Consider the following 21,335-nt stretch of genomic DNA (forward strand, 5'->3'; position numbering starts at 1 on the left):
CCCGCAACTTGTCGTGCCGGGCGCCGCATCGGTGTCTTGTGCAGTCAGGGAGGCCGACGCGCCGCCCGGCATGGCATCGTATTTCCCCTCCCACATCCCAAGGAGACACAACCATGACCACTACTGGTCGTTTCACCCTTCCCAGCGAAGAGAACTTCGCCGAGAAAACCAAGGAACTCGCCGAACTGTGGGGCGCCGACGCCATCCGCAACTCCGACGGCACCCATCTGGACGAGGCCGTGCTCGCCCTCGGCAAGAAGGTGTACAGCGCCTACTTCCCGACCCGCGCGCACAACGAGTGGATCACCCTGCATATGGACGAGACCCCGCAGGTCTTCCTGCTCACCGGCCGTGTGCTGGCCCAGGACTCCACGGTGGACGTGCCGCTGATGGACAGCTTCTACGAGGAGCAGCTCCAGCCGAACCGCGACGCCGACCCGCACAAGTACTGGGAGGTCATCGACCGCACCACCGGCCAGGTCGTGGACGCCTCCGATTGGACGCTCGACGCCGAGACGGACACGGTGCATATCGCGAACGCGACGCCGATGCACGAGTACACGGTCACCTTCCTCGCCTACATCATCTGGGACCCGGTCGAGATGTACAACCATCTGACCAACGACTGGGGCGACAAGGAACACGAGATCCCCTTCGACATCTACCACGACGCCACCCGCGGCTTCGTGCTCGACACCTTCCGTGACTGGCTCAAGGACAACCCGCAGGTCGACGTGGTGCGCTTCACCACCTTCTTCTACCAGTTCACGCTGCTGTTCGACGAGAAGCACCGCGAGAAGATCGTCGACTGGTTCGGCTGCTCCTGCACCGTGAGCCCCAAGGCCCTCGACGATTTCGAGGCCGAATACGGCTACCGCCAGCGTCCCGAGGACTTCGTGGACGGCGGCGCCTACAACTCCGCCTGGCGCGTGCCCCGCAAGGCCCAGCGCGATTGGATCGACTTCCTCTCCGGCTTCGTGCGCCGCAACGTCAAGGAACTCGTCGACATGACCCACGCCGCCGGCAAAGAGGCCATGATGTTCCTCGGTGACCAGTGGATCGGCACCGAGCCCTACAAGGAGGGCTTCGAGGAGCTCGGTCTCGACGCGGTGGTCGGCTCCATCGGCGACGGCACCACCACCCGCATGATCGCGGACATCCCCGGCGTCAAGTACACCGAGGGCCGCTTCCTGCCGTACTTCTTCCCCGACACCTTCTACGAAGGCAACGACCCGAGCGTCGAAGGCCTCGACAACTGGCGCAAGGCCCGCCGCGCCATCATGCGCAGCCCCATCTCGCGCATGGGCTACGGCGGCTACCTGAGCCTGGCCGCCAAATTCCCCAAGTTCGTCGACACCGTGACCCACATCGCCGACGAATTCCGCGATCTGCACGAGCGCACCGGGGGAGTCGCCGCCGAAGGCGAGCTCAACGTGGCGATCCTCAACAGCTGGGGCAAGATGCGCTCCTGGATGGCCTACACCGTGGCGCACGCGCTGCCCAACAAGCAGACCTACTCCTACTACGGCATCCTCGAGGCCCTCTCCGGCATGCGCGTCAACGTGCGCTTCATCAGCTTCGACGACGTGGTCTCGGGCGGTGTGGACGACGACATCGACGTGATCATCACCGGCGGCCCTGTCGACACCGCCTATTCCGGCGGCGACGCGTGGACCGATCCGAAACTGGTCGAAACCCTGCGCGCCTGGGTGCGCGGCGGCGGCGCGTTGGTGGGCGTGGGCGAGCCGAGCTCGCTGGCCCGCTTCCAAGCCGGACGCTTCTTCCAGCTGGCCGATGTGTTCGGCGTGGACGAGGAGCGCTACCAGACGCTGTCCGTCGACAAGTACTTCCCGCCGGTCGTCGAGCGCCACTTCATCACCGAGGACGTGGACGTGGCCGACGGCGTGATCGAGGCGGCCAACGCGGCCCGCGCGATTCCTCTGTCCGGCTGCGGCGGCGGCCAGGGCGGCGTCGTGGGCGGCATCGACTTCGGCGAGCCCATCCCCAACACCTATCCCATCAACGAGGACGTGACGCTGATCCGCGCCGACAACGGCCAGGTCCAGCTCGCGGTCAACGAATACGGCGAGGGACGCGGCGTCTACCTGTCCGGCCTGCCGTACTCCGCGGCCAACGCCCGACTGCTGGAGCGCATCCTCTTCTACGCCAGCCGCAACGAGGACAAATACGACGCGTGGAGCTCGACCAACCCCGAGTGCGAGGTCGCGTACTTCCCCCAGTCGCATGTCTACTGCGTGATCAACAACACCGACCAGCCGCAGACCACCGAGGTCCGTCTCGGCGACGGCACGTCGGAACGCTTTGAACTCGCCTCCAGCGCCATCGCCTGGCGCGAGGTGTGACATACGGGACCAGGGCTGCGCCTTCCTCCTCCGGACGCAGCCCGCTCGGTCCATTCCTCCAACAACGCCCACCGGAGGAGCAATCCATATCGCTTCGACGGCGGACGGCCAGCCTTCCGCCCGCCCGAGGGGCCCGAAGAAAGAAGAGTCCCATGGCTCAGCATGACGCCCACCTCGACGCGGTCGTCGAGAACTTCCCCCTCGAGGGAACCGTCGAAAGCATCGCCCCCTACGGCGACGGCCACATCAACACCACCTACCTGGTCACGACCGGCGTCCGCCGGTACATCCTGCAGAGGATGAACACCGACATCTTCCCCGACACGGCGAACCTGATGCGCAACATCGAGCTCGTCACCGACTTCCTGCGCTCGCAGGGCCAGGAGACGCTGGACATCATCCGCACCAGCGACGGCGCCTCCTACTATGAGGCCCCGGACGGCCCGTACCGCGTGTTCGTGTTCATCGAGAACACCATCTCGTACAACCTCGTGCCCGACGCGGACGTGTTCCGCGACGCCGGCGCGGCGTTCGGCCAGTTCCAGAACCAGCTGGCGCGCTTCGACGCCTCGCAGCTGACCGAGACCATCGCCAACTTCCACAACACCCCGAGCCGTTTCCGCGACTTCCAGGCCGCGGTGGAGGCGGACTCGATGGGCCGCGCCGCCGGCTGCCGCGACGAGATCGACTTCTTCATGAACCACGCCGACGAATACTCGGTGATCATGGACGGTCTGGCGGACGGCTCGATCCCGCTGCGCGTGACGCATAACGACACCAAGCTCAACAACATCCTGATGGACGCGGACACGCACAAGGCGCGCGCCATCATCGACCTCGACACCGTGATGCCGGGCTCCATGCTGTTCGACTTCGGCGACTCCATCCGCTTCGGCGCCTCCACGGCGCTCGAGGACGAGAAGGACCTCGACAAGGTGCATTTCAGCACCGAGCTGTTCCGCGCGTACGCGCAAGGATTCGTGGGCGAGCTGCGCGACAGCATCACCGCGCGCGAGGCCGAGCTGCTGCCGATGGGCGGCAAGATGATGACCATGGAATGCGGCATGCGCTTCCTGGCCGACTATCTCGTGGGCGACACCTATTTCGCCACCAAGTATCCCGAGCACAATCTGGTCCGCGCCCGCACGCAGATCAAACTCGTGCAGGAGATGGAGCAGAAGGCCGGCGAAACCGACGCCATCGTCGACGAGATCATGAACGAGGCGCGCTGACATGGTCGAACAGGACAAGCTGGAACCGGTGTACGCCGGCGTCGATGCGCTGGTCGACTACGCCTGCGACCGCCTCGCGTTGGATCGGCGCGACGCCGACTGGACGCGCAACCGCATCTTCGAGCTCTTCGACCTCAACTCGTACGCGCCGACCGGCGCCGTGGCCGACGGTCGTTCCGCGGACGAGCTGTTGGGCGAATTCCGCGCGGCCGCGGTCGAAGCCGGTCTGTTCGAGGCCGAGGAGGGGCCCGTCTGGGCCGATATCGTGATGGGCATCCTCTCCGCGAACCCCTCCGCGCTGCAGGACCGGTTCCTCGAAGTGGAACGCGACTGGGGCGGCATGGCCGCCATGCGCTGGCTGTACGACTACTGCGTGGCCAACACCTACGTCAAGCGCGCGCAGCTCGACGCCAACCCGCGCTTCGATTCGCACGGCCTGGTCGTGACCATCAACCTCGCCAAACCCGAATTCAAGGATATGAAGAAGGCGGCGGCCGGCAACGCCGTGGCCGGAGGATATCCGCAGTGCACCATCTGCCATGAGAACGAGGGCTTCGCCGGGCGAAACAAGCGCACGCTGCGGACCCTGCCTGTCGAACTCGGCGACGAGTCGTGGTTCTGGCAGTTCTCGCCATACGGCTACTTCGACCAGCACGGTATCTGCGTGAACACCACGCACACGCCGATGCACGTCGACCGCGACACCTTCGGCATGCTGCTCGACTTCGTGGACCGCTTCCCCGGATACTTCCTCGGATGCAACGCCGCCCTGCCCCGCATCGGCGGCTCCGTGCTCGCCCACGACCACTTCCAGGGCGGCGGCGAACTGCTGCCGATGCACACCGCGCCCGTGCTGCGCGAACTGCGCCTGGAGGCGTTCCCCGACGTGGCCGTGGAGATGCTCGACTGGCCCGGCACCGCGGTGCGCGTCGTCTCCAAGTCGCGCCAGAGCCTGATCGACGTATGCGATCTGATCCGCGAAGGCTGGGTGAACTATTCGAATCCCGACCTCGACATCGTGTGCGAAGGCGAGGACGGCAGGCGCTCGGCCCTCTCGCCCAGCGCGATCGTCACCGAACGCGGCTACGAGATGAGCCTGATCTTCCGCAACAACGGTGTCAGCGAGGAATATCCGGACGGCATCTTCCACGCGCATCCGGAGTTCTATCCGGTCAAGCAGGAGCCGATCGGCCTGATCGAGGCGCAGGGCCTGTTCATCCTGCCCGGCCGTCTGGTCGAGCAGCTGGGGCATATCGAGGACGCGCTGGCGGCGGGCGAAGACCTGCCCGAAGCGGAACGCGAGTTCACCCTGGAATGGGACGAGCTGACGAAGCAGCTCGACGGCTCGCGCGACCGCGACGACATCCGTGCCGCCATCCAAGACGAGCTCGGCAGCGTCTGCTACCGCATCCTGCGCAACACGGCCGTGTTCAAAACCCCCGAACTCACGTTCGAATTCCTCGCCTCGCTCGGAATGCGCGCCGCATGACGGGCGGGCCGCGTGTCGTGGCGTACGGGCCCGACACGCGGCTTCGGCAACAGATACGTACCGTGCGAAACCAAGCGGACCGTGGCGGTGGAGGGCGATCGTCGACGATTGTTCACTCCACCGTTACGGTTCGCGCTTCCCTTCCGCGGTGAGGAAGAGGATAATACAGACTGGAAAAGGAGAATATCATGACCACAATTCTGGTGACCGGCGGCGCCGGCTACATCGCCACCCATACCGACATCGAACTGCTCAACAAGGGCTATGACGTGGTGTCGGTCGACAACTACGGCAATTCCTCGCCCGAGGCGCTGCGGCGCGTCGAGGAGATCACCGGCAAAACGGTGAAGCGCTACGACGGCGACGTGCGCGACGAGGCGCTGATGAACCGCATCTTCGACGAGAACCCGATCGACTGGGTGATCCACTTCGCAGGCCTCAAGGCCGTGGGCGAATCCGTGGCCAAGCCGATCGAATACTACGACAACAACCTCTATTCGACGCTGGTGCTGCTCAAGGTGATGCGCGCCCACAACGTGAAGAAGCTCATCTTCTCGTCCTCCGCCACCGTGTACGGCGATCCGGCGGAGCTGCCGATTCTGGAGACCACCCCCACCGGCGGCACCACGAACCCCTACGGCACCTCCAAGCTCTTCCAGGAGCAGATCCTGCGCGACGTGGTCGTCTCCGATCCGGAATGGACCATGGTGCTGCTGCGCTACTTCAACCCGGTGGGCGCGCACGAGTCCGGCCTGCTGGGCGAGGACCCCAAGGGCATCCCCGCGAACCTCACGCCGTATGTGGCCAAGGTCGCGGTCGGCGAGCTCGCCGCCGTGCAGGTGTACGGCACCGACTACAACACTCCGGACGGCACCGGCGTGCGCGACTACATCCACGTGGTCGATCTGGCCAAGGGCCATGTGGCCGTCGTGGACCACATCGACGAGCCGGGCGTGCACGTGTACAATCTCGGCACCGGCCACGGCTACTCCGTGCTGGAGGTCATCAAGGCCTACGAGCAGGCCGCCGGCCACCCGATTCCCTACGAGCTCAAGGACCGCCGCCCCGGCGACATCGACGCCTGCTACGCCGACGCCTCCAAGGCCGCCAAGGAGCTGGAGTGGAAGGCCGAGCTGACCATGGAGGATATGGCCTCCTCGTCGCTCAACTGGCAGACCAAGAACCCCAACGGGTTCCGCACCGCCTGATCGTCGCGCTACCGCGAAGCCCCTCCCACGGGAGGGGCTTTCTCATACGATGCGGCGGTCGGCGGCCCATCGGGTCAGTTCGGTGCGGTTCGACAGCTGGAGTTTGCGCAGCACCGAACTGACGTGCGTCTCCACGGTTTTGATGGAGATGAACAATTCGGCCGCCACCTCCTTATAGGTGTATCCGCGGGCGATCAGCCGCATCACTTCCTGCTCGCGCGCCGAGAGCCGATCCAATTCCTCGTCTCGCGCGGGCGCTCCCGTATCCTCGGCCAACGGTGCACCCTGGAAGGCGGAGAGCACGAATCCCGCCAGTTTGGGCGAGAACACCGCATAACCCTCGTTGACCTGTTTGATCGAGGAGATCAGATCCTCTCCGGTGATCGTTTTGGTCACATAGCCCCGCGCGCCGGCGCGGATCACCGAACCCACATCCTGCGGGGAATCGGAGACGGAAAGCGCGAGGAACACCGACGCGGGGGCCAGGGCGCGCGACCTCATCAGAATCTCCGCGCCGCCGCCACCCTCGCCGCCGGGCACATGCACGTCGAGCAGCACCACATCGGGCTGGGTGTCGGCGATCATCGCCACCGAGCCCTCCACATCGGCCGCCTGGCCGACGATGCGGAAATGCGGCTGCAGGGTGGCGATCACTCCCGCGCGGAACATCTCGTGGTCGTCGACGACCGCCACCCGGACCGGCGTGTCCGCATGGCCAGGCGAGAGTTGCGGAACGGCGGCGGTGTGCGGTTCGGGCTTCGTCGTGGTCATAATGCGTTCTTTCTCATCTCAAAAGCGGTGGCGGGCCGCTGTTCGTCTTATGCGTTCTTCTTGCGCGTTTTCTTCATGTCAGGCGGCGGGGTCGCTTTGCCGCTGGCCGGCGTTCGTGTTCGGCGCGGCGGCGGTGTGTGGCGTATCGCCGGTGATCGGGATGCGCATACGGACTTCGGTGCCCCAGTCGGGCCTCGACACCACCTCCACTGTACCGCCGCGGCGGCGGACGCGGCCGATGATCGACTCGCGGATGCCCAATCGGTCCGCGGGCACCGCGTCCATATCGAATCCGTCGCCATGGTCGCGCACGAACACCTCCACCTGGGTTTCGCCCGCCTCGCAGTAGACGGAAACGGGCTCGCCGCCGTGCGTGACCGCGTTCACCAGCGCCTGGCGCGTCGCGTCGAGCAACGCGTCCGTCTGCGCGCTGGGCCGCGCGTCACCCACGGTGACCACGTCGATCGGCTTGCCATGTTCGTCTTCGATCGCTGCGGCGATCTGCTTCAATCCGGCGTTCACCGAACGGTCCGAGGTGGAACGCGTCTGATACAGCCACTCGCGCAACTCGCGCTCCTGTCCGCGGGCCAGGGTGAACACCGTATCAGGCTCCTTGGCGTGCAGTTGGATCAGCGCCAGCGTCTGCAGCACGCCGTCGTGCAGATGCGCGGTCATATCGGCGCGCTCCTCCTCGCGTTCCTTCATCGCACGTTCGGCGGCGAGCGAGCGGATCATCGCATTGGCCCACGGCACGATCGCCAATCCCACGCCGATGAGCATCGCCAATCCGGCGGCGATCAGGCTCAACGGGTCGGAACCCCAATCGGCATACATGACGTTGATCACATAGGCCGCATAGGCGAGGAAGATCAAAGCGATGCCGCCGACCATCGTCGGCATCTGCCCCTCCCTGGCGTCGTAGCGCGCCCACGCCACCAGAAGTCCGGATATGCCGAACAGCAGCGGCAGAATCAGCTCCTGGTGATGCGCGTACGACATCACCACCGCCAGCATCAGCAGGACCATGCCAACCGAGGCCACCAAAGCGGGTTTGGGAGCGCGGCGCAACGCGTCGACCACGGTTTCCTGCGAGCCGGCGTCGGGGGATCGGGCGTTATCCTCGTCTGCGGTATCGGCGTCGTCTGGCGCATGCGCGGGGCCGGTGGGGAACGCCGCATTGCCGCGCGAAAGCGGTGCCTCCGTCGTCGCGTCGCGCGTCTGGCGGCGCGCGGCCTCGACCGGATCGCCCACCGGAGTGAAAATCCATAAGAACAGATAGGCGACCACGCCGGTGCCCCACAGGCAGGCGGCCGCAAGGAACGCCAGACGCACCCAGACGACCGAAACGCCCAGATGCAGGCTGACGCCTTTGCAGACGCCGGTCAGCCAACGTCCCCGCTTGGGACGCATCAGCGGCAGTTTGGCCGGTGCCATCGCAGTGGGAGCGTATGGGGCGTGATACTGCCGGCCATCGGCGGTGGCCGCGGCATACGGAGGTGCGCCAAGCGATGCCGTCTCAGGTGCCGTCGTTTCGGGTGCCGCATACGACCGGTCGGCGTATCGGGACGCATGGTCGATGCGGTCGGGGCGCGCGCCGAATCGTCGCATGGGGTTCGCAGGTCGGGTCATGGTTCCATTGTGCCGTCTTGCGGGGATGGAATCGGGGCTTTTCCCCAAGGTTCAGGGAACAATCAGGGTGTTCCCCGACGCTTTTCCGCACGCCGGCTTGGTGTAATGGAAGCATGAACGATATGTATGGCGGCCCGCAGGCCGGGCCTTATCACTCTTCCGAAGCGAACGGCCAAGGCGGGAGCTCCGGTCAATCCCAATACGCGCAAGGCGGCCAGGCCGGAGCGTCCGGACCGACCGGCCAGACCTGGCAAGCCGGCCAGTACGGACCGGCCGGCCAGTACGGGCAAACCGGTCAGTCGAGCCAATCGGGACCGTACGGCCAATCGGGCCAGACCGGCCAATCCAGTCACACCGGTCAGGCTGGCCACGCCGGCCAGTATGCCCAGTACGGCCCGAACCAGTCGGGCCAACACCGACCGCGCGTGGACGAACGCTTCTTCGTATGGGCGCGCTCCAGCGCCATCACGCGCGGCGACGACCGCTGGATCGGCGGCGTGTGCAGCGGACTTGCCCGACGCCTAGGCTGGAGCCCCACCCTCGTGCGGGCTCTGGTGCTCGCCTCCGTGCTGCTCTTCGGCTTCGGCGCGGCGCTGTACGCCATCGGCTGGATGCTGATGCCGGACGATCGCGACGGACGCATCCTGGCCGAGGAACTCATCGCCGGACGTTGGGATTGGAGCTGCGCTGGCGCGTTCGCCTGCCTGGCGCTCGCGATCTGCATTCCCGGCGCGGGATGGCTGGCCATCGCTCTGGCGGTACTGTGGATCCTCGCCCAAGGCGGCATCCGCCAGCAGGAGGGATACGGCTTCGCCCATCACGGTCCCGCACCGCAGGCGGGTGCTCCCGGTGCCTCCGCGCCATCCGCGGCGGGCGCTTCCGGTATGGGCGCTCCATCTGGCGTAGCCGGAACCGCATCGCAATTCACGGCACCTGCCGCCCAAGGGACCGCCTATGCCGATTCCGGCAGTCCTTCGACGATGGGCTATGGTCCCGCCGAGCCTGCGACGCGACCTATGTCGGCGCAATCGAATCACTATGAGCCGCCGGTTCAATCCGACTCATCGACGCAGCCTGCCCCTACGGCATCATTCGGATATGCGACGCAGCCTGGCATGCCAGCGCAGTCCGGCATGCCAGCGCAGCCGCAGGGCGGGGCGGCATATCGGAACCAACCGCAGACGGATCCACGCCCCGCGGCCGCGGCCTATGCGCCGGCTCAGGCGGCGACTTATGCCGTGCCGCTCTCTGTCGCGCCACATCCGGTCAAACCGCGTATCGCCCGCCGCAAGCCGGCCGGACCCGTCGTGGTGCTGACCTTGTTCGGACTGATTCTCATCTCCGCGGCACTGCTGATGGGCGGATTCGTCGCTCCCTTCGGAGTCGACGGTCTGGAACAGCTGGTCCGCTATGGCACCATCTGGATCGGCGCGGTGTGCGCGCTGCTGGGCGTGGTGATCGTCGCGCTCGGCCTGATCGGACGTCGCACCGGAGGCCTGCACCCATTCGTGTGGATCGCCGCGTTCCTGGCCTTCTGCATGGTGTGCCTCTCCGCCGCCTACTCGTACGTCTACGACGACCTGCGCCTGTTGTGGGCGAGGGACGGCTACGAAATCGTGAATCTCGGCTCCGACGTGCGCACTCTCGATTCCAGTGAACGGCAGCTGAGCGCCTTGCGCAACGGCGTGGTGTTCCGCGGCGAGGACTATGACAGCAGCGTCGTGAACATCGACCTGACCGACTGGGAGGAGCGCTACGGCACGCATGATCTGACGCAGGACGTCGACGGCGAACGCCGCACCGTGGAGTCGGGATGTCCGACGGGCCAGCTGAACATCAGCGCCCAAAAAGCGCAGGTGCAGGTGACGATTCCGGACGGATGCACCTGGACGTGGGGAGAGAGCGACGACTACTACCATCTCGGCACTTCGGCGCTCGGCGGCAAATACACCGCCGTGACCGACATCGGCACGGGCGCGTCCATCGGCTTCTCCTCCACCGGATACTGGATCGACGGCTACGACTCCGAATACCAGTGGCTGCGGTCCGACGGGGGCTATGTCGCGAACGAGATCGATCTGCACGTCAATGTGGAAAACGCGACCGAAGCGCAGGTGCGCGTCGTCTACGAATCCGACAGCACGCTGGCCGGTGCCGCGGCGGCGTCGAGCAATACCAAGGAGAGCTGACTATGAACGACGAAACCGAAACCACAGCCATGCCGATCCCTTCGGATGGCGAGCGCACGCAGGCCATCGACGCCGTGCCCGCCGATATGGTTGACGAATCTCAGTCGGTCGAGGAATCTGCTGAGGTGGACGACCTCGATATGACGAAGCCGCTTGACGAATTGGCTCGGGAGAAATCCGAACAGGATGCTCAGAACACCCAGACGGTTCCGCAGGTGCCGTTGTACTCCACCCAGCCGCCGTCCGGCGGTTCGACGGCGAGCGGCGGATCCGCGCCGCAGGGCGACAATCCTTGGGCGCAACCCGGCCCTCAGCCCTTCGTGCAGGTGGCGCCGCAGCCGGTGGCGGAACGTCCGGTGATTTATAAAACCGGGCCGAGCGTCGCCACCATCGTGTTGGGCGTGTTGCTCGCGATAATGGGCGTGATCGCCATCGCATTCGGTATGGAAACGCCGATTCTGAGTCTGAATTTCGTCGCCGATTCACGCATGATGGTCGGTGCCATATTCGGCGTCGTCGGCGGTGGATTGGTGCTGATCGCCATCATTTGGGGCGTGGCGGGACTGGTCCGATCCAAGCGTCAGAGCGCGGAAGACGGCGAAGACTCCGACAGCCCGGCGACGGGCGTGTAGCCGCTACTGAGCCGCTTCGGCCTCGTCGAGGCCGGCGAAACCGCCGAGCCGCACGGTATTGAGGATGGTCTCCTCGGTCAGGTTGCGGCCGGCGGTTTCGTATTCATTGACCATCCGTTCGTAGAGTTCCAGCGTGCGTTCGGAGTACGTGCCGAGTTCGCCGCGCAGATACGTTTCGAACGACGTGACCTCAGGCGTGTCCTCGGCGGTGGCGAGCACGCGCATGGCCCGTCCCAGTTTGGGGTGGCGTTCGCGGAAATCGGCAGCCCACGCCACCTGCGTGGCGATGATCCTCTCCTGTGTGGCCACGCGGGCTTCAGACAGGCGCGGGATATACGGTTCGATACGTTCCCGGTATTCCGCGGGCGCGGTCGAGGCCATCATGCGGCCGTATTTCTCGGTGATGAGATTGCGGCCCGTGCGGTCGGCCTCCAACAGGTCGTCGCGGTAGCTTTCCAACAACGGCAGTTCCCAAGTGAGGAACTGGCTGGCGCGCATCTGGCGGAACACCGGCCAGTTGCCTTGGCAGGCGGCGCGGCCGCCCTCGTTGTCGGTGCGTTGGAACTGATTCCATTCCAGCTGGATAACGGTATCGATAAGTTCCTTCAACGTTCCTCCTTGGCCGTTGATTATCGGTTTGCTGAGTATTCGCCGAAGCGAAGGCGATTCACGTTTTATGATGGACCTTTTCTTCGGCCGATCCTGTTGTCCGGGAACTGACCGGACGGCATTGGCAAGCCGGCACGGGCTGCGGTCCGTTTATAAGCTATGCAGACAAGGACTTGAATCGGCGATATGCTCCTCGACGTATGGGCGTTGCCATTCCAGGAAGGTCTCATCGCTGTTGGTGAGTCCTTCGCGGCGCAGCTGCGCGACGATCTGACCGCAGATGTGTTCGACCGTGGCATTGATGGTCTCGATGGCCGGCGCCGCGCCTTTGCCGCCTTCGCCGAATCCCGCGCCGCCGAAACAAGCGGCGGAGGAAAGTCGGAGAATCGATTCCAATTGCTCGCATATATCAGGCAATCGTGTCGCCATACGGGAGGAGAGCCGCCGTAATGCGGCGAATTGCCATTTGTAATACGGCATATAGCCCGCCGAAACCGGCTCGTTGAGCAAAAACACCAGCGAGCTTGCGGCCTCGACGAACTCCTGGATCGACAGCCACGCCGCCGCGCCATCGCCACGTGCCAAGCTGCGGGGCAGATTGTATTGCCCCGCCTGCGCGATCATGCCAAGACGTTTGGAGATCAACGCCAGCCGCACATCTTCGGGTATGAGCTTGAATCCTTGGCGGGTTTTCGAGAATTCGCCCAGCGGGTCCGCGAACACCTGTCCGTTGGTGGCCGCGGCCAGCGTCGCCTCGTCGAGCATCAGCCATTCATGCGGGGCGCTGGCGGACGGCGCCTGACGGTATCCGGTGATCGACTCGAAGAAATCGCCGATACGGAACACGCCGTCACGGCGGTCCGCACCTTGTGCGCGAGATGTGGATTCGCGCGGGCCATAGCCCAAGAACTCCTGTGGAAGCGCGTCGTAATCGGCCTGCAGGCGCTCGCCGATGGCGTCGTAATCCTCGTCGGTGAGCCACAGGCAGAACCGTGGTCCGAAATCATGGTCGTGGGAGAGTTCGTCGTCGAAGCCGTAGCATTCCGAACCGTGGCCTACAAGTCCTGCGGCGATGCGGCCTTGGTATTCGGGGTAGCGTTCGGCGATCAACGGCTTGCCGTAGGCCAGCCAGTATTGGCGGGCGAGCTCGAGGCCGCGGATGCGTGTTCCGCCGCCATCGTGGTTGTGTGTTTCTCCTTCACTGTGGATGTGCGTCCTCTCGTCATCGTGGTTGCGTCTCCCCTCGTCATCCCGAGCGAAGTCGAGGGATCTCTGAGATGCTTCGACTCCGCTCAGCATGACGGAGGAAGGGCCGCTCGAGATGACGGATACGGCGTTCGGCGTGGAGGGAGCGGCGGTGCTTGGAACGGCGGAGGCGGCCTCGGCGCGTTCGCGGGCCAGATCCTCGGTGTGGCGCAGGTTGGATTCGGTGATGCGGTAGTAGTCGGTGTCTTTGCCGTAGCATTCCTCGATCACCGCCAACGCCTTGCGATAGTGGTCCGCCGCGTCGCCATAGCGTTCGCGCGCGCAAGCGACCTGCGCGTATCCGGCCAACGCCGAAGCGTAATGCGCGGAATGCTCCAGATGCCCGTCGCGGTAGATGCGCAATGCCGTTGCGGCATGCGCCTCCGCCTCGTCCAGCAGTCCATCAACCCGTATACGGCCGTCGGAGGCGTTGCTCGTGTCATTCCGAGAGTCGACGTTGTCGGGGACGTCGGCGTTGTTCGTGCCGCGAAGGGAGTCTCCATCGCCGATGTGGGCGGTGGCGGAGGATGGCGCGTCGGACGAAATCGGTTCGCCGTTGTCGCGCGCCAAAGCGAGCAATGCGAGTGCGAGGTTCGTGTGGGTGGAGGCCACGTCGATATCCTCGTTTGGGTTCACGCTGGAGGATTCGAGGATATGCAGCGCCGTTTCCAATTCGCGTCGCGCCTCGGGCGCTCGCGAGGTTTCGGAATACAGCATCGACAGATTGTTATGCAGGGCGGCGAGCCGGCGGTCGGTGGGGGAGAAGGCGGTTTCGGCGGATTGCAGCGCCATGCGGTACAGTTCCTCGGACTGGAGGTATTCTCCGGCGGCGCGCATCGCCGTGGCGCAGTTGATCAGCGTGGTGGACCATGCTTCGGGATTGCTTGTCGGCAGGCCCATGCGCGCGGCGAGTTCCATCGTGCGCTGCACGATCCATTGGTTCTCCCGATGCCTGCCTTGCGAGCGGTGGAATCCCATCGTCTCGTTGAGCACGGTGAGCAGTCCGGCCTCGTCGCCCGCGTTCTCCGCGTCGATCATCGCCTGTTCCAAGTATGGGCCGGCCTTGGTGGAGGCCTCATGCGCGTCGAAAATCGCGTCGAGGCCCGCAAGGAACGCCTGGGTACCTTGCCATGCGGTGTTCGCCGCGGCGGCGAGAGGATCGGTGTCGTCCGCGTCATCCGGCCCGTGCGCGAAACTCGCGGCGAACCGGGCCAGCAGCGTCTCCTCATCAGCCATAACACAACCTCCTCGTCGAACTTCCACCAGTCTATTGGTTTCGTTCGGCGAGGAGGCGGCGATACTCTGTGAGCTTGCTCTCAAACGATAGGTATCTGCCGATTCCCCGACGTCATCCTGAGCGGAGGGCGCAGCCCGCAGTCGAAGGATCTCAGACCGATTACCGTTAGGGATCCTTCGACTGCGTTCGCTTCACTCACTCCGCTCAGGATGACGTTGATAATGATTATTCGTCATGCTGAGCGAAGCGGAACGGAGTCGAAGCATCTCCACGGGATGACAGGAAAACCTACTTCCGCTCAGGATGATGTTGGAATGCAGGCGTATCAGACGTGGATTTCGCGCATGCGGTGGATGGCGTCGGTATCCGTCTCGCAGCGCAGCGAGTAGAAGGCGAGCAGCGCCACGGCCGCGGCGGCGAACGGCATGCCGGCCAGACCGGTGGAATGGTAGTTCATGGCGGACATGGTCAGCGCCATGCCTCCGACGGCCGAACCGACCGCGTTGCCCGCGTTGAACGCTACCTGCACGGCCGCGCCGGCGATCAGCTCGCCGCCGCCCTGGCCGGCCTCCACCATGAGCAGCTGCTGCGGGGAGGCGATGAAGAACAGTCCGAACGCGATCCAGAACGTCAGAATAAATGTGGTGACATGGTTGCCGGGCAGCAGGAACACCAGCAGCAGGCCGATGCAGGAGAAGAACTGTCCGAGGGCGGCGGTGCCGGCGGAGCGCCAACGGTCGCAGATGCGGCCGCCGATCAGTCCACCCAACACCATGCCGAATCCGGCGAGCATCATCAGCGCGGGCACCAGGTCGGAGCCCCATCCGCCGGTCTGCTGCAGCCAGGGGGAGACGTAGCTCCACCAGCAGAACACGCCGGTGTTGCCCACGAACACGGCGGCGAGGATCACCCACGGTCCGCGGCGTTTCAGGAAGCGGAACTGGCCGGCCAGACCGACGTCCTTCACCGGCGGCACATTCGGCACCCACGCCAGCACGAGGCCGATGGTCATCGCGGCCCATGCGGCGAGCACTCCGAACGCCAGGCGCCAGCTGAGATGCTCGGCCATCAGCGTGCCCGCGGGAACGCCGAGCATATTCGCCACGGTCTGTCCGGTCACCATCAGCGAGACGGCCTGCGCCTCCTTGCCCTTGTCGGCGACCGTTTTGGCGATCAACGTGGCGGTGCCGAAGAACGCGCCGTGCGGCAGACCGGAGATGAATCGGGCTGCCAGCAGCATCGGGGAGTTCACCGCCACGGTGCTCAGCAGATTGCCGGTGAGCGCCAACAGCATGAACAGGATCACCAGACGCTTCGGCGGCACCTTGCGGCCGAACACGAGCATCAGCGTGCCGATGCACACGCCGATCGCATACGCGGAGATGTAATTGCCGGCGGTGGGGATGTCGACGTTCATCGTGGCGGCCGTCTGGGGCAGAATGCCCATCATCACGAATTCGGCGGCACCGAGGATGAACGCGCCGGAAGCGAGCGCGAGCAGGCTTTTCTTCATGGCTTTTCCTATATGGGTGGGATTGTGTGGGTATGCGGCGAAACGGGATAAGAAAAAGGGCCAGACCTTTGCTAGGCAAGGATCCGACCCAGTTGTCGGGCTGGCGGGATTTGAACCCGCGGCCTCTTCGTCCCGAACGAAGCGCGCTACCAAGCTGCGCTACAGCCCGTTAGACAACGTCGTAGATAATACAACGAACCCGAAGACAAACACAAATCGGCGCGCCGCGCCGCCGTGGGCCGCCGTCGGGCGGCTTCGGTCACCCTGAAGCCGTACACTGTCGTTCTATGTCTGAACTTGTCGAAAACACCGAAAACACAGAAGGCGTCGAGGGGCTGGAGAGCGTCGAGAACGAATCCGCCGCGCCCCGGATGACCACCGTCGAACGCGCCGAAATGCTGCTGGCGCAGGATGCCGCCATTCGCGCGCGCATCGACGACGGCGCCACCTTGGATGAGGCCATCGATCCGGGCAACAAGGAATTCGGCCCGCTGGCGCATCCCGAGCAGGTGCAGATGCGCGTGGCCAAGCGCGCCCTCATGATGAAGGAAGGCCTCAACCCCTATCCGGTGGAGCTGGACGTCACCACCACCATCGAGGGTCTGCGCGCCAAATACGACGGCATGCTGGAAGCCGGCGCCGAAACCGAGGATGTGGTGGGCGTCGCCGGCCGCGTGCTTTTCATCCGCAACGCGGGCGGCTTGAACTTCGTGCAGCTCGCCGCCGGCGACGGCACCAAAATCCAGGGCATGATCTCCAAGAAGGAGGTCGGCGCCGACTCGCTCAAGCGGTTCAAGCAGCTCGTCGACTTGGGTGACCACCTGTATCTCAAGGGCCGCGTCATCTCCTCCAAGACGGGCGAGTTGAGCGTGTTCGCCACCGAGTGGGCCATCGCCGCCAAGGCGCTGCAGCCGCTGCCCGCCCTGCATAAGGAGCTGAACGAAGACACCCGCACCCGCAAGCCGTATATCGGCATGATCGCGGACGACAACATCCGTAACATGGTGCGCAACCGTTCCAAGGCCGTGGCCTCGCTGCGCCGCACCTTCGACGACCACGACTTCATCGAGGTGGAGACCCCGATGCTGCAGACCGTGCACGGCGGCGCCGCGGCACGCCCGTTCACCACGCATATGAACGCCTTCGACCTCGACCTGTATCTGCGCATCGCTCCGGAACTGTTTTTGAAGCGCTGCCTGGTCGGCGGCATCGACCGCGTGTTCGAAATCAACCGCGACTTCCGCAACGAGGGCGTCGACGCCACGCACGCCCCCGAATTCACCATGGTCGAGGCCTATCAGGCGTACGGCAACTACAACACCATCGGCGCGCTCGTCAAGGAGCTCGTGCAGAAGACGGCCATGGACGTGTTCGGCTCGTATACGGTGACCCTGCTCGACGGCACCGAATACGACTTCGGCGGCGAATGGAAGTCCATGAGCATGTACGATTCGCTGTCCGAAGCGCTGGGCGAGGAGATCATCCCCAACGGCGGACCCGACGCGCCCGGCACCTCCGTGGAGGAGCTCGGTGCCATCGCCGACAAGCTCGGCGTGGACCGCGACGATGTGGAGAACCATGGCAAGCTCGTCGAACACCTGTGGGAGCACTTCTACGAGGACAAGCTCTACGAGCCGACCTTCGTGCGCGACTTCCCCGTGGAGACCTCGCCGCTGGTCAAGGGCCACCGTTCCAAGCCCGGCGTGGTGGAGAAGTGGGATCTGTACGTGCGTGGCTTCGAGCTGGCCACCGGCTACTCCGAGCTCAACGATCCGATCGTGCAGCGCGAACGCTTCGTGGATCAGGCCAAGGCCGCGCTCGCGGGCGACGAGGAGGCCTGCGACATCGACGAGGACTTCCTGGAGGCGCTTGGCGTGGGCATGCCCCCGGCGGGCGGCACCGGTATGGGTATCGACCGTCTGCTGATCGCGCTCACCGGCGCGACCATCCGTGAGACGATCACATTCCCGCTGGTGAAGCCGCTGAACTAACTTGGAATCCCGCTAAGCGGGATGCCAAGTTAGTTCATATCGGCTTCACGCGAGGCGGAAAAGAAAACAGTCCAGTGGACTGTTTTCCCGCCGGAGCCATCCTTATAACAAAACGCAACCACCGGCTAGCAGGTGTACCCAAACGCAACCATCGTGCACGGGTATTCCGGCAGTCGGTGGTTGCGTTCTGCTATAAGGATGGCTCCGGCGGCGCGGAAGCCCACTGGGCTTCCTCTTCGGCCGCCTCGCGCGGTCTGCTTGTATATTCCTTCGGAATATGGCAGACCGCTGTCAGCTTTCTGTGACCTTTCTGGGAAAGCCCGGTTCCGCCGGGCTTTCGTCGTAGGATGGGGGACAGCGAAACGATCACTATCAGGAAGCCGTCATTATGGATCCCAATATCAATCCCAATATCAATCCGTTTGAAACGCCGGCGCAAAACGCGCAGCCGACGAATCAGCGGCCCCAGTCCGCCCAACCCCAGTCGTCTCCCGCGCAGGACCAGCGGCAGTATCAATCCGCCCAGCCTTATCCGCAGGGTGCCGCCCAGCAGTCTTCGGCGCGCTCCAAGGCATCCTCGTTCATGCGTAAGGTGGAGACCTCCGAGGTGACCATCGCGGGCCGTTCGTACGGCGTATCGGCCATCGTCGCGTTCGTCGGATGCGTGCTGACGATTCTCGCCTGCTTCCTCCCCGCCGCGTCCCTGCGGATGAACGGATTCTCCGCCAGTCTCAATCTGATGAGCGGCGGCGACGGATGGGTGCTTATCGTGCTCGCATTGGTGGTGGCCGTTCTGGTGGTGTTCAAGAAGCATCTGGCCGCGATGCTGTTCGGCATCGTCTCGTTCGTGACCAGCGTCTATGCGGCCGGAGTGGTGATGAACTGGGTTTCCGAACTTGGATTCGGCCATGTGAGCGGAGGTATCTACCTGCTGGTGATCGGCGCGATCGCCGTGCTCGCCGGCACCGTGGCGGCGTTCGTCATCGACTATAAGCGTAAGAAGTCGCAGCCTCAGCCCGCGCCCATGGCTTTTATGCCGTATGGTCAGCCGATGCCCGGTCAGCCGATGCCTGGTCAGCCGATGCCTGGGCAGGCGTACGCTCCGCAGCAGGGGCGGCAGTACGGCCAGCAGCCTTACGCCCAGCAGTCCTACGCCCAGCCGTATGGTCAGCAATACCCCGTCCAGCCGATGGGCACCCAGCAGCCGTATGGGCAGCCGATGGCCCAACCGCCGTATGCCCAGCCGCAGTCCAATCAGCCGTTCGCCCAGACTGTGCCCATGCAGCCTCAGCCCGCCCAGCCGGTGGACGTCCAGCCCGCGCCTGAATCGGTTCAGCGGACCGAGCAGGTGAACGCCCAGCAGCCTGCATCCGAGCGGTCCGAGTCCGTGGATGCCCAGCAGAGCGAACGGGAGGATGCCCAGTCCGCGTCCGAGCGGCCTGAGTCCGAGTCCGTTCAGCAGAGCGAGCCGGTGAACGCCCAGACTGAGCCCGAGCAGGTTCAGCAAGCCCAATCGGTTGGCGATCAGCCCGAGGATTCCGCCCAGTCCGCGTCCGATCAGCCTTCCGACGAACGCCCCACCGCCTAGACGGCCTCAATAGGCACGGTACTCAAGAGTTTGGTGTGTTGGGTCTGACGGCATTGCTCACATGCAACGATTGATTTGCGAGTTTGGTGTGAGGAATTAGCCTTGTCAGGCAAATCCGACACACCAAACTCTTTTTTCATATTCCATCGGAACGATTATGCGGGTGGCGAGGTGCCGGTGACCCGTCGCAAGCTGAACGCGGACCCATTGCGGGCCCGTCGCGAGAACCGATTGCGAGTTCATCGCGGGCCCGTCGCGAGCCCATCGCAAGTCCATCGCGGCAACGTCGCCGCTGCGATACGCGGGATATCGCGGCCGATCATCATGACAGACGCGGATGCGGGTGCGGATGGATATTCAATCCCCCCCCCTAAGTACACTGGGAATAGGCTGGATGCGTCAATGAAGTCGGCTTCCGACCTGCGGTGAAGTATATGATGGCTTCGATGCAACAAGGGGAAGAAGAGATGGCCGTTTCGATATGGATTCGCGGCATGCGGCCGCGCACGTTGCCGGCGTCGATCGCACCGGTGCTGGTGGGCGCGGCGGCGGCTTGGTCGGGCTCGGTGGAACAGCGGTGGTATTGCGATGTGGTGGGGCTGGCCGCAGTCGAGGTCTCCGGTGGTTGCGATACGGCCGCGGTGGCCGACGGCGCTCCTTCGGCATGGTTCTGGATGGCCTTCGTGGCATGTCTGATTGTGGCGCTGGCGTTGCAGATCGCGGTGAATTTCGCGAACGACTACTCCGACGGCATCCGCGGCACGGATGCGGGGCGCGGCGGAATCGATGGGAATGGTCGAAACGGCGGCAAAGGTGGCAATAACGGGAGTATCCGGAACGACGCGAACGGTCGGGACGACGCCACCAATCGCAACGGTGGGAACGCCTCGGCTGTCGGCCCCGCCCGTCTTGTGGCGTCGGGAGTGAATCCCAAACATGTGTTGGCGGCCGCCGGCATCGCCGCCGCCGTGGCCTGCGTGGCCGGACTTGTGGTGATCATCGCGGGCCAGCACTGGTGGCTGCTGGCGGTGGGCGTCGCCGCCTTGGCCGCCGGCTGGTTCTACACCGGCGGCAAACACCCCTACGGGTATGCCGGATGGGGCGAGGCCTTCGTGTTCGTGTTCTTCGGCTTGGTCGCCACGGTGGGCACCCGCTATGCCATTACGGGCTCGATCGTCGCCGACCATCTCTGGACCGGTGCCATCGTCGCCGGGCTGAACGCGGTGGCGCTGCTGATGATCAACAATATCCGCGACATCCCCGCCGACCGTGCCGCCGGCAAACGCACCTACGCCGCGCGGGTCGGCTTGGGCAAGGCGACGACGTCGCTGTACATGGTGCTGGCGCTGTCCGTTCTGCTCAGTCTGCTGGCGTTCAACTCGATGCGGATGCGGTGGGGCGACGTGACGATGTCCGGTGTATGGCTGGCGGTGCCGCTCGCGTATGCCGTGTATGTCGGCATGTGTGTGCGCAAAAGCGACTATCGCAGGGCTTTGGGCGCGGTCGGGATGTACGCGTTGCTCTCCTCTCTGTGCTGGGTGGTGGTGTTCATCGGATACGCGCAATTCCTTGCGTCATGGTGAACCTGGTGGAGCGGCGGAACACGCCGATTCGGCTGGACGCGGAACCGACGCCCTGA

General features: G+C 64.7%; 14 protein-coding genes and 1 tRNA gene. 9 read left to right on the forward strand and 6 right to left on the reverse strand.

Features of this window, described 5'->3' with window-relative positions; genetic code table 11:
• Positions 1 to 113 precede the first annotated feature (113 nt).
• The 4 genes from gnpA to galE all read left to right on the forward strand — a co-directional run bounded on the left by gnpA (position 114) and on the right by galE (position 6,292).
• The gene (gene gnpA, locus BL8807_RS06635; protein ID WP_072724961.1) at positions 114 to 2,363 is read left to right on the forward strand and encodes a 1,3-beta-galactosyl-N-acetylhexosamine phosphorylase; all 2,250 of its coding nucleotides are present in this window, start codon (positions 114 to 116) and stop codon (positions 2,361 to 2,363) included.
• A 152-nt stretch (positions 2,364 to 2,515) separates the two neighbouring features.
• Positions 2,516 to 3,595, forward strand: a complete 1,080-nt coding sequence (locus BL8807_RS06640; RefSeq protein WP_072724963.1) for a phosphotransferase enzyme family protein — start codon at positions 2,516 to 2,518, stop codon at positions 3,593 to 3,595.
• Between the two features lies 1 nt (position 3,596).
• On the forward strand, positions 3,597 to 5,084 hold the full coding sequence (locus BL8807_RS06645) for a UDP-glucose--hexose-1-phosphate uridylyltransferase (RefSeq protein ID WP_072724965.1): 1,488 nt from the start codon (positions 3,597 to 3,599) through the stop codon (positions 5,082 to 5,084).
• A gap of 188 nt (positions 5,085 to 5,272) precedes the next feature.
• The gene (galE, locus tag BL8807_RS06650) at positions 5,273 to 6,292 is read left to right on the forward strand and encodes a UDP-glucose 4-epimerase GalE (RefSeq protein WP_072724968.1); all 1,020 of its coding nucleotides are present in this window, start codon (positions 5,273 to 5,275) and stop codon (positions 6,290 to 6,292) included.
• Positions 6,293 to 6,334: 42 nt separating this feature from the next.
• Here galE and BL8807_RS06655 read toward each other — a convergent pair whose 3' ends face one another.
• Both BL8807_RS06655 and BL8807_RS06660 read right to left on the reverse strand, forming a co-directional pair.
• Positions 6,335 to 7,063, reverse strand: coding sequence for a LuxR C-terminal-related transcriptional regulator (locus BL8807_RS06655; protein ID WP_072724971.1), 729 nt, complete (start codon positions 7,061 to 7,063; stop codon positions 6,335 to 6,337).
• Positions 7,064 to 7,141: 78 nt separating this feature from the next.
• Positions 7,142 to 8,497, reverse strand: a complete 1,356-nt coding sequence (locus tag BL8807_RS06660) for an ATP-binding protein (protein WP_226847518.1) — start codon at positions 8,495 to 8,497, stop codon at positions 7,142 to 7,144.
• A 308-nt stretch (positions 8,498 to 8,805) separates the two neighbouring features.
• Between BL8807_RS06660 and BL8807_RS06665 the strand changes: the two genes are divergently transcribed.
• Together BL8807_RS06665 and BL8807_RS06670 are read left to right on the forward strand one after the other, a co-directional pair.
• Positions 8,806 to 10,881 (forward strand): PspC domain-containing protein, encoded by a 2,076-nt coding sequence (locus BL8807_RS06665; RefSeq protein WP_072724976.1) that lies wholly within the window; start codon positions 8,806 to 8,808, stop codon positions 10,879 to 10,881.
• A 2-nt stretch (positions 10,882 to 10,883) separates the two neighbouring features.
• Positions 10,884 to 11,513, forward strand: coding sequence for a DUF308 domain-containing protein (locus tag BL8807_RS06670; protein ID WP_072724979.1), 630 nt, complete (start codon positions 10,884 to 10,886; stop codon positions 11,511 to 11,513).
• A gap of 3 nt (positions 11,514 to 11,516) precedes the next feature.
• Here BL8807_RS06670 and BL8807_RS06675 read toward each other — a convergent pair whose 3' ends face one another.
• The 4 genes from BL8807_RS06675 to BL8807_RS06690 all read right to left on the reverse strand — a co-directional run bounded on the left by BL8807_RS06675 (position 11,517) and on the right by BL8807_RS06690 (position 16,286).
• Positions 11,517 to 12,122 carry a DUF4125 family protein gene (locus BL8807_RS06675; protein WP_094725201.1) on the reverse strand — a complete coding sequence of 202 codons (606 nt, stop codon included), beginning with the start codon at positions 12,120 to 12,122 and terminating at the stop codon, positions 11,517 to 11,519.
• A gap of 150 nt (positions 12,123 to 12,272) precedes the next feature.
• Entirely contained in the window at positions 12,273 to 14,603 is a 2,331-nt protein-coding gene (locus tag BL8807_RS06680; protein WP_072724985.1) for a DUF4037 domain-containing protein, read from the reverse strand.
• A 326-nt stretch (positions 14,604 to 14,929) separates the two neighbouring features.
• Positions 14,930 to 16,117 (reverse strand): MFS transporter, encoded by a 1,188-nt coding sequence (locus BL8807_RS06685; protein ID WP_072724987.1) that lies wholly within the window; start codon positions 16,115 to 16,117, stop codon positions 14,930 to 14,932.
• A 95-nt stretch (positions 16,118 to 16,212) separates the two neighbouring features.
• Positions 16,213 to 16,286, reverse strand: a tRNA-Pro gene (locus BL8807_RS06690).
• A gap of 118 nt (positions 16,287 to 16,404) precedes the next feature.
• On the opposite strand from BL8807_RS06690, the gene lysS reads away from it, so the two are divergent.
• The 3 genes from lysS (at position 16,405) to menA (ending at position 21,279) form a co-directional block, all read left to right on the forward strand.
• Positions 16,405 to 18,108 (forward strand): lysine--tRNA ligase, encoded by a 1,704-nt coding sequence (lysS, locus tag BL8807_RS06695; protein WP_072724990.1) that lies wholly within the window; start codon positions 16,405 to 16,407, stop codon positions 18,106 to 18,108.
• Positions 18,109 to 18,496: 388 nt separating this feature from the next.
• On the forward strand, positions 18,497 to 19,696 hold the full coding sequence (locus BL8807_RS06700; protein WP_072724992.1) for a hypothetical protein: 1,200 nt from the start codon (positions 18,497 to 18,499) through the stop codon (positions 19,694 to 19,696).
• Positions 19,697 to 20,163: 467 nt separating this feature from the next.
• On the forward strand, positions 20,164 to 21,279 hold the full coding sequence (gene menA, locus BL8807_RS06705; RefSeq protein WP_072724995.1) for a 1,4-dihydroxy-2-naphthoate octaprenyltransferase: 1,116 nt from the start codon (positions 20,164 to 20,166) through the stop codon (positions 21,277 to 21,279).
• The last annotated feature ends 56 nt before the right edge of the window (positions 21,280 to 21,335 follow it).

Source organism: Bifidobacterium lemurum, assembly GCF_014898175.1.
Lineage (GTDB): Bacteria > Actinomycetota > Actinomycetes > Actinomycetales > Bifidobacteriaceae > Bifidobacterium > Bifidobacterium lemurum.

Excerpts from the sequence above, each read along its gene's own strand:
- gnpA (WP_072724961.1), top strand. The coding sequence starts at position 114 with ATGACCACTACTGGTCGTTTCACCCTTCCCAGCGAAGAGAACTTCGCC.
- BL8807_RS06640 (WP_072724963.1), top strand. The coding sequence starts at position 2,516 with ATGGCTCAGCATGACGCCCACCTCGACGCGGTCGTCGAGAACTTCCCC.
- BL8807_RS06645 (WP_072724965.1), top strand. The coding sequence starts at position 3,597 with ATGGTCGAACAGGACAAGCTGGAACCGGTGTACGCCGGCGTCGATGCG.
- galE (WP_072724968.1), top strand. The coding sequence starts at position 5,273 with ATGACCACAATTCTGGTGACCGGCGGCGCCGGCTACATCGCCACCCAT.
- BL8807_RS06655 (WP_072724971.1), bottom strand. The coding sequence starts at position 7,063 with ATGACCACGACGAAGCCCGAACCGCACACCGCCGCCGTTCCGCAACTC.
- BL8807_RS06660 (WP_226847518.1), bottom strand. The coding sequence starts at position 8,497 with ATGGCACCGGCCAAACTGCCGCTGATGCGTCCCAAGCGGGGACGTTGG.
- BL8807_RS06665 (WP_072724976.1), top strand. The coding sequence starts at position 8,806 with ATGAACGATATGTATGGCGGCCCGCAGGCCGGGCCTTATCACTCTTCC.
- BL8807_RS06670 (WP_072724979.1), top strand. The coding sequence starts at position 10,884 with ATGAACGACGAAACCGAAACCACAGCCATGCCGATCCCTTCGGATGGC.
- BL8807_RS06680 (WP_072724985.1), bottom strand. The coding sequence starts at position 14,603 with ATGGCTGATGAGGAGACGCTGCTGGCCCGGTTCGCCGCGAGTTTCGCG.
- BL8807_RS06685 (WP_072724987.1), bottom strand. The coding sequence starts at position 16,117 with ATGAAGAAAAGCCTGCTCGCGCTCGCTTCCGGCGCGTTCATCCTCGGT.
- lysS (WP_072724990.1), top strand. The coding sequence starts at position 16,405 with ATGTCTGAACTTGTCGAAAACACCGAAAACACAGAAGGCGTCGAGGGG.
- BL8807_RS06700 (WP_072724992.1), top strand. The coding sequence starts at position 18,497 with ATGGATCCCAATATCAATCCCAATATCAATCCGTTTGAAACGCCGGCG.
- menA (WP_072724995.1), top strand. The coding sequence starts at position 20,164 with ATGGCCGTTTCGATATGGATTCGCGGCATGCGGCCGCGCACGTTGCCG.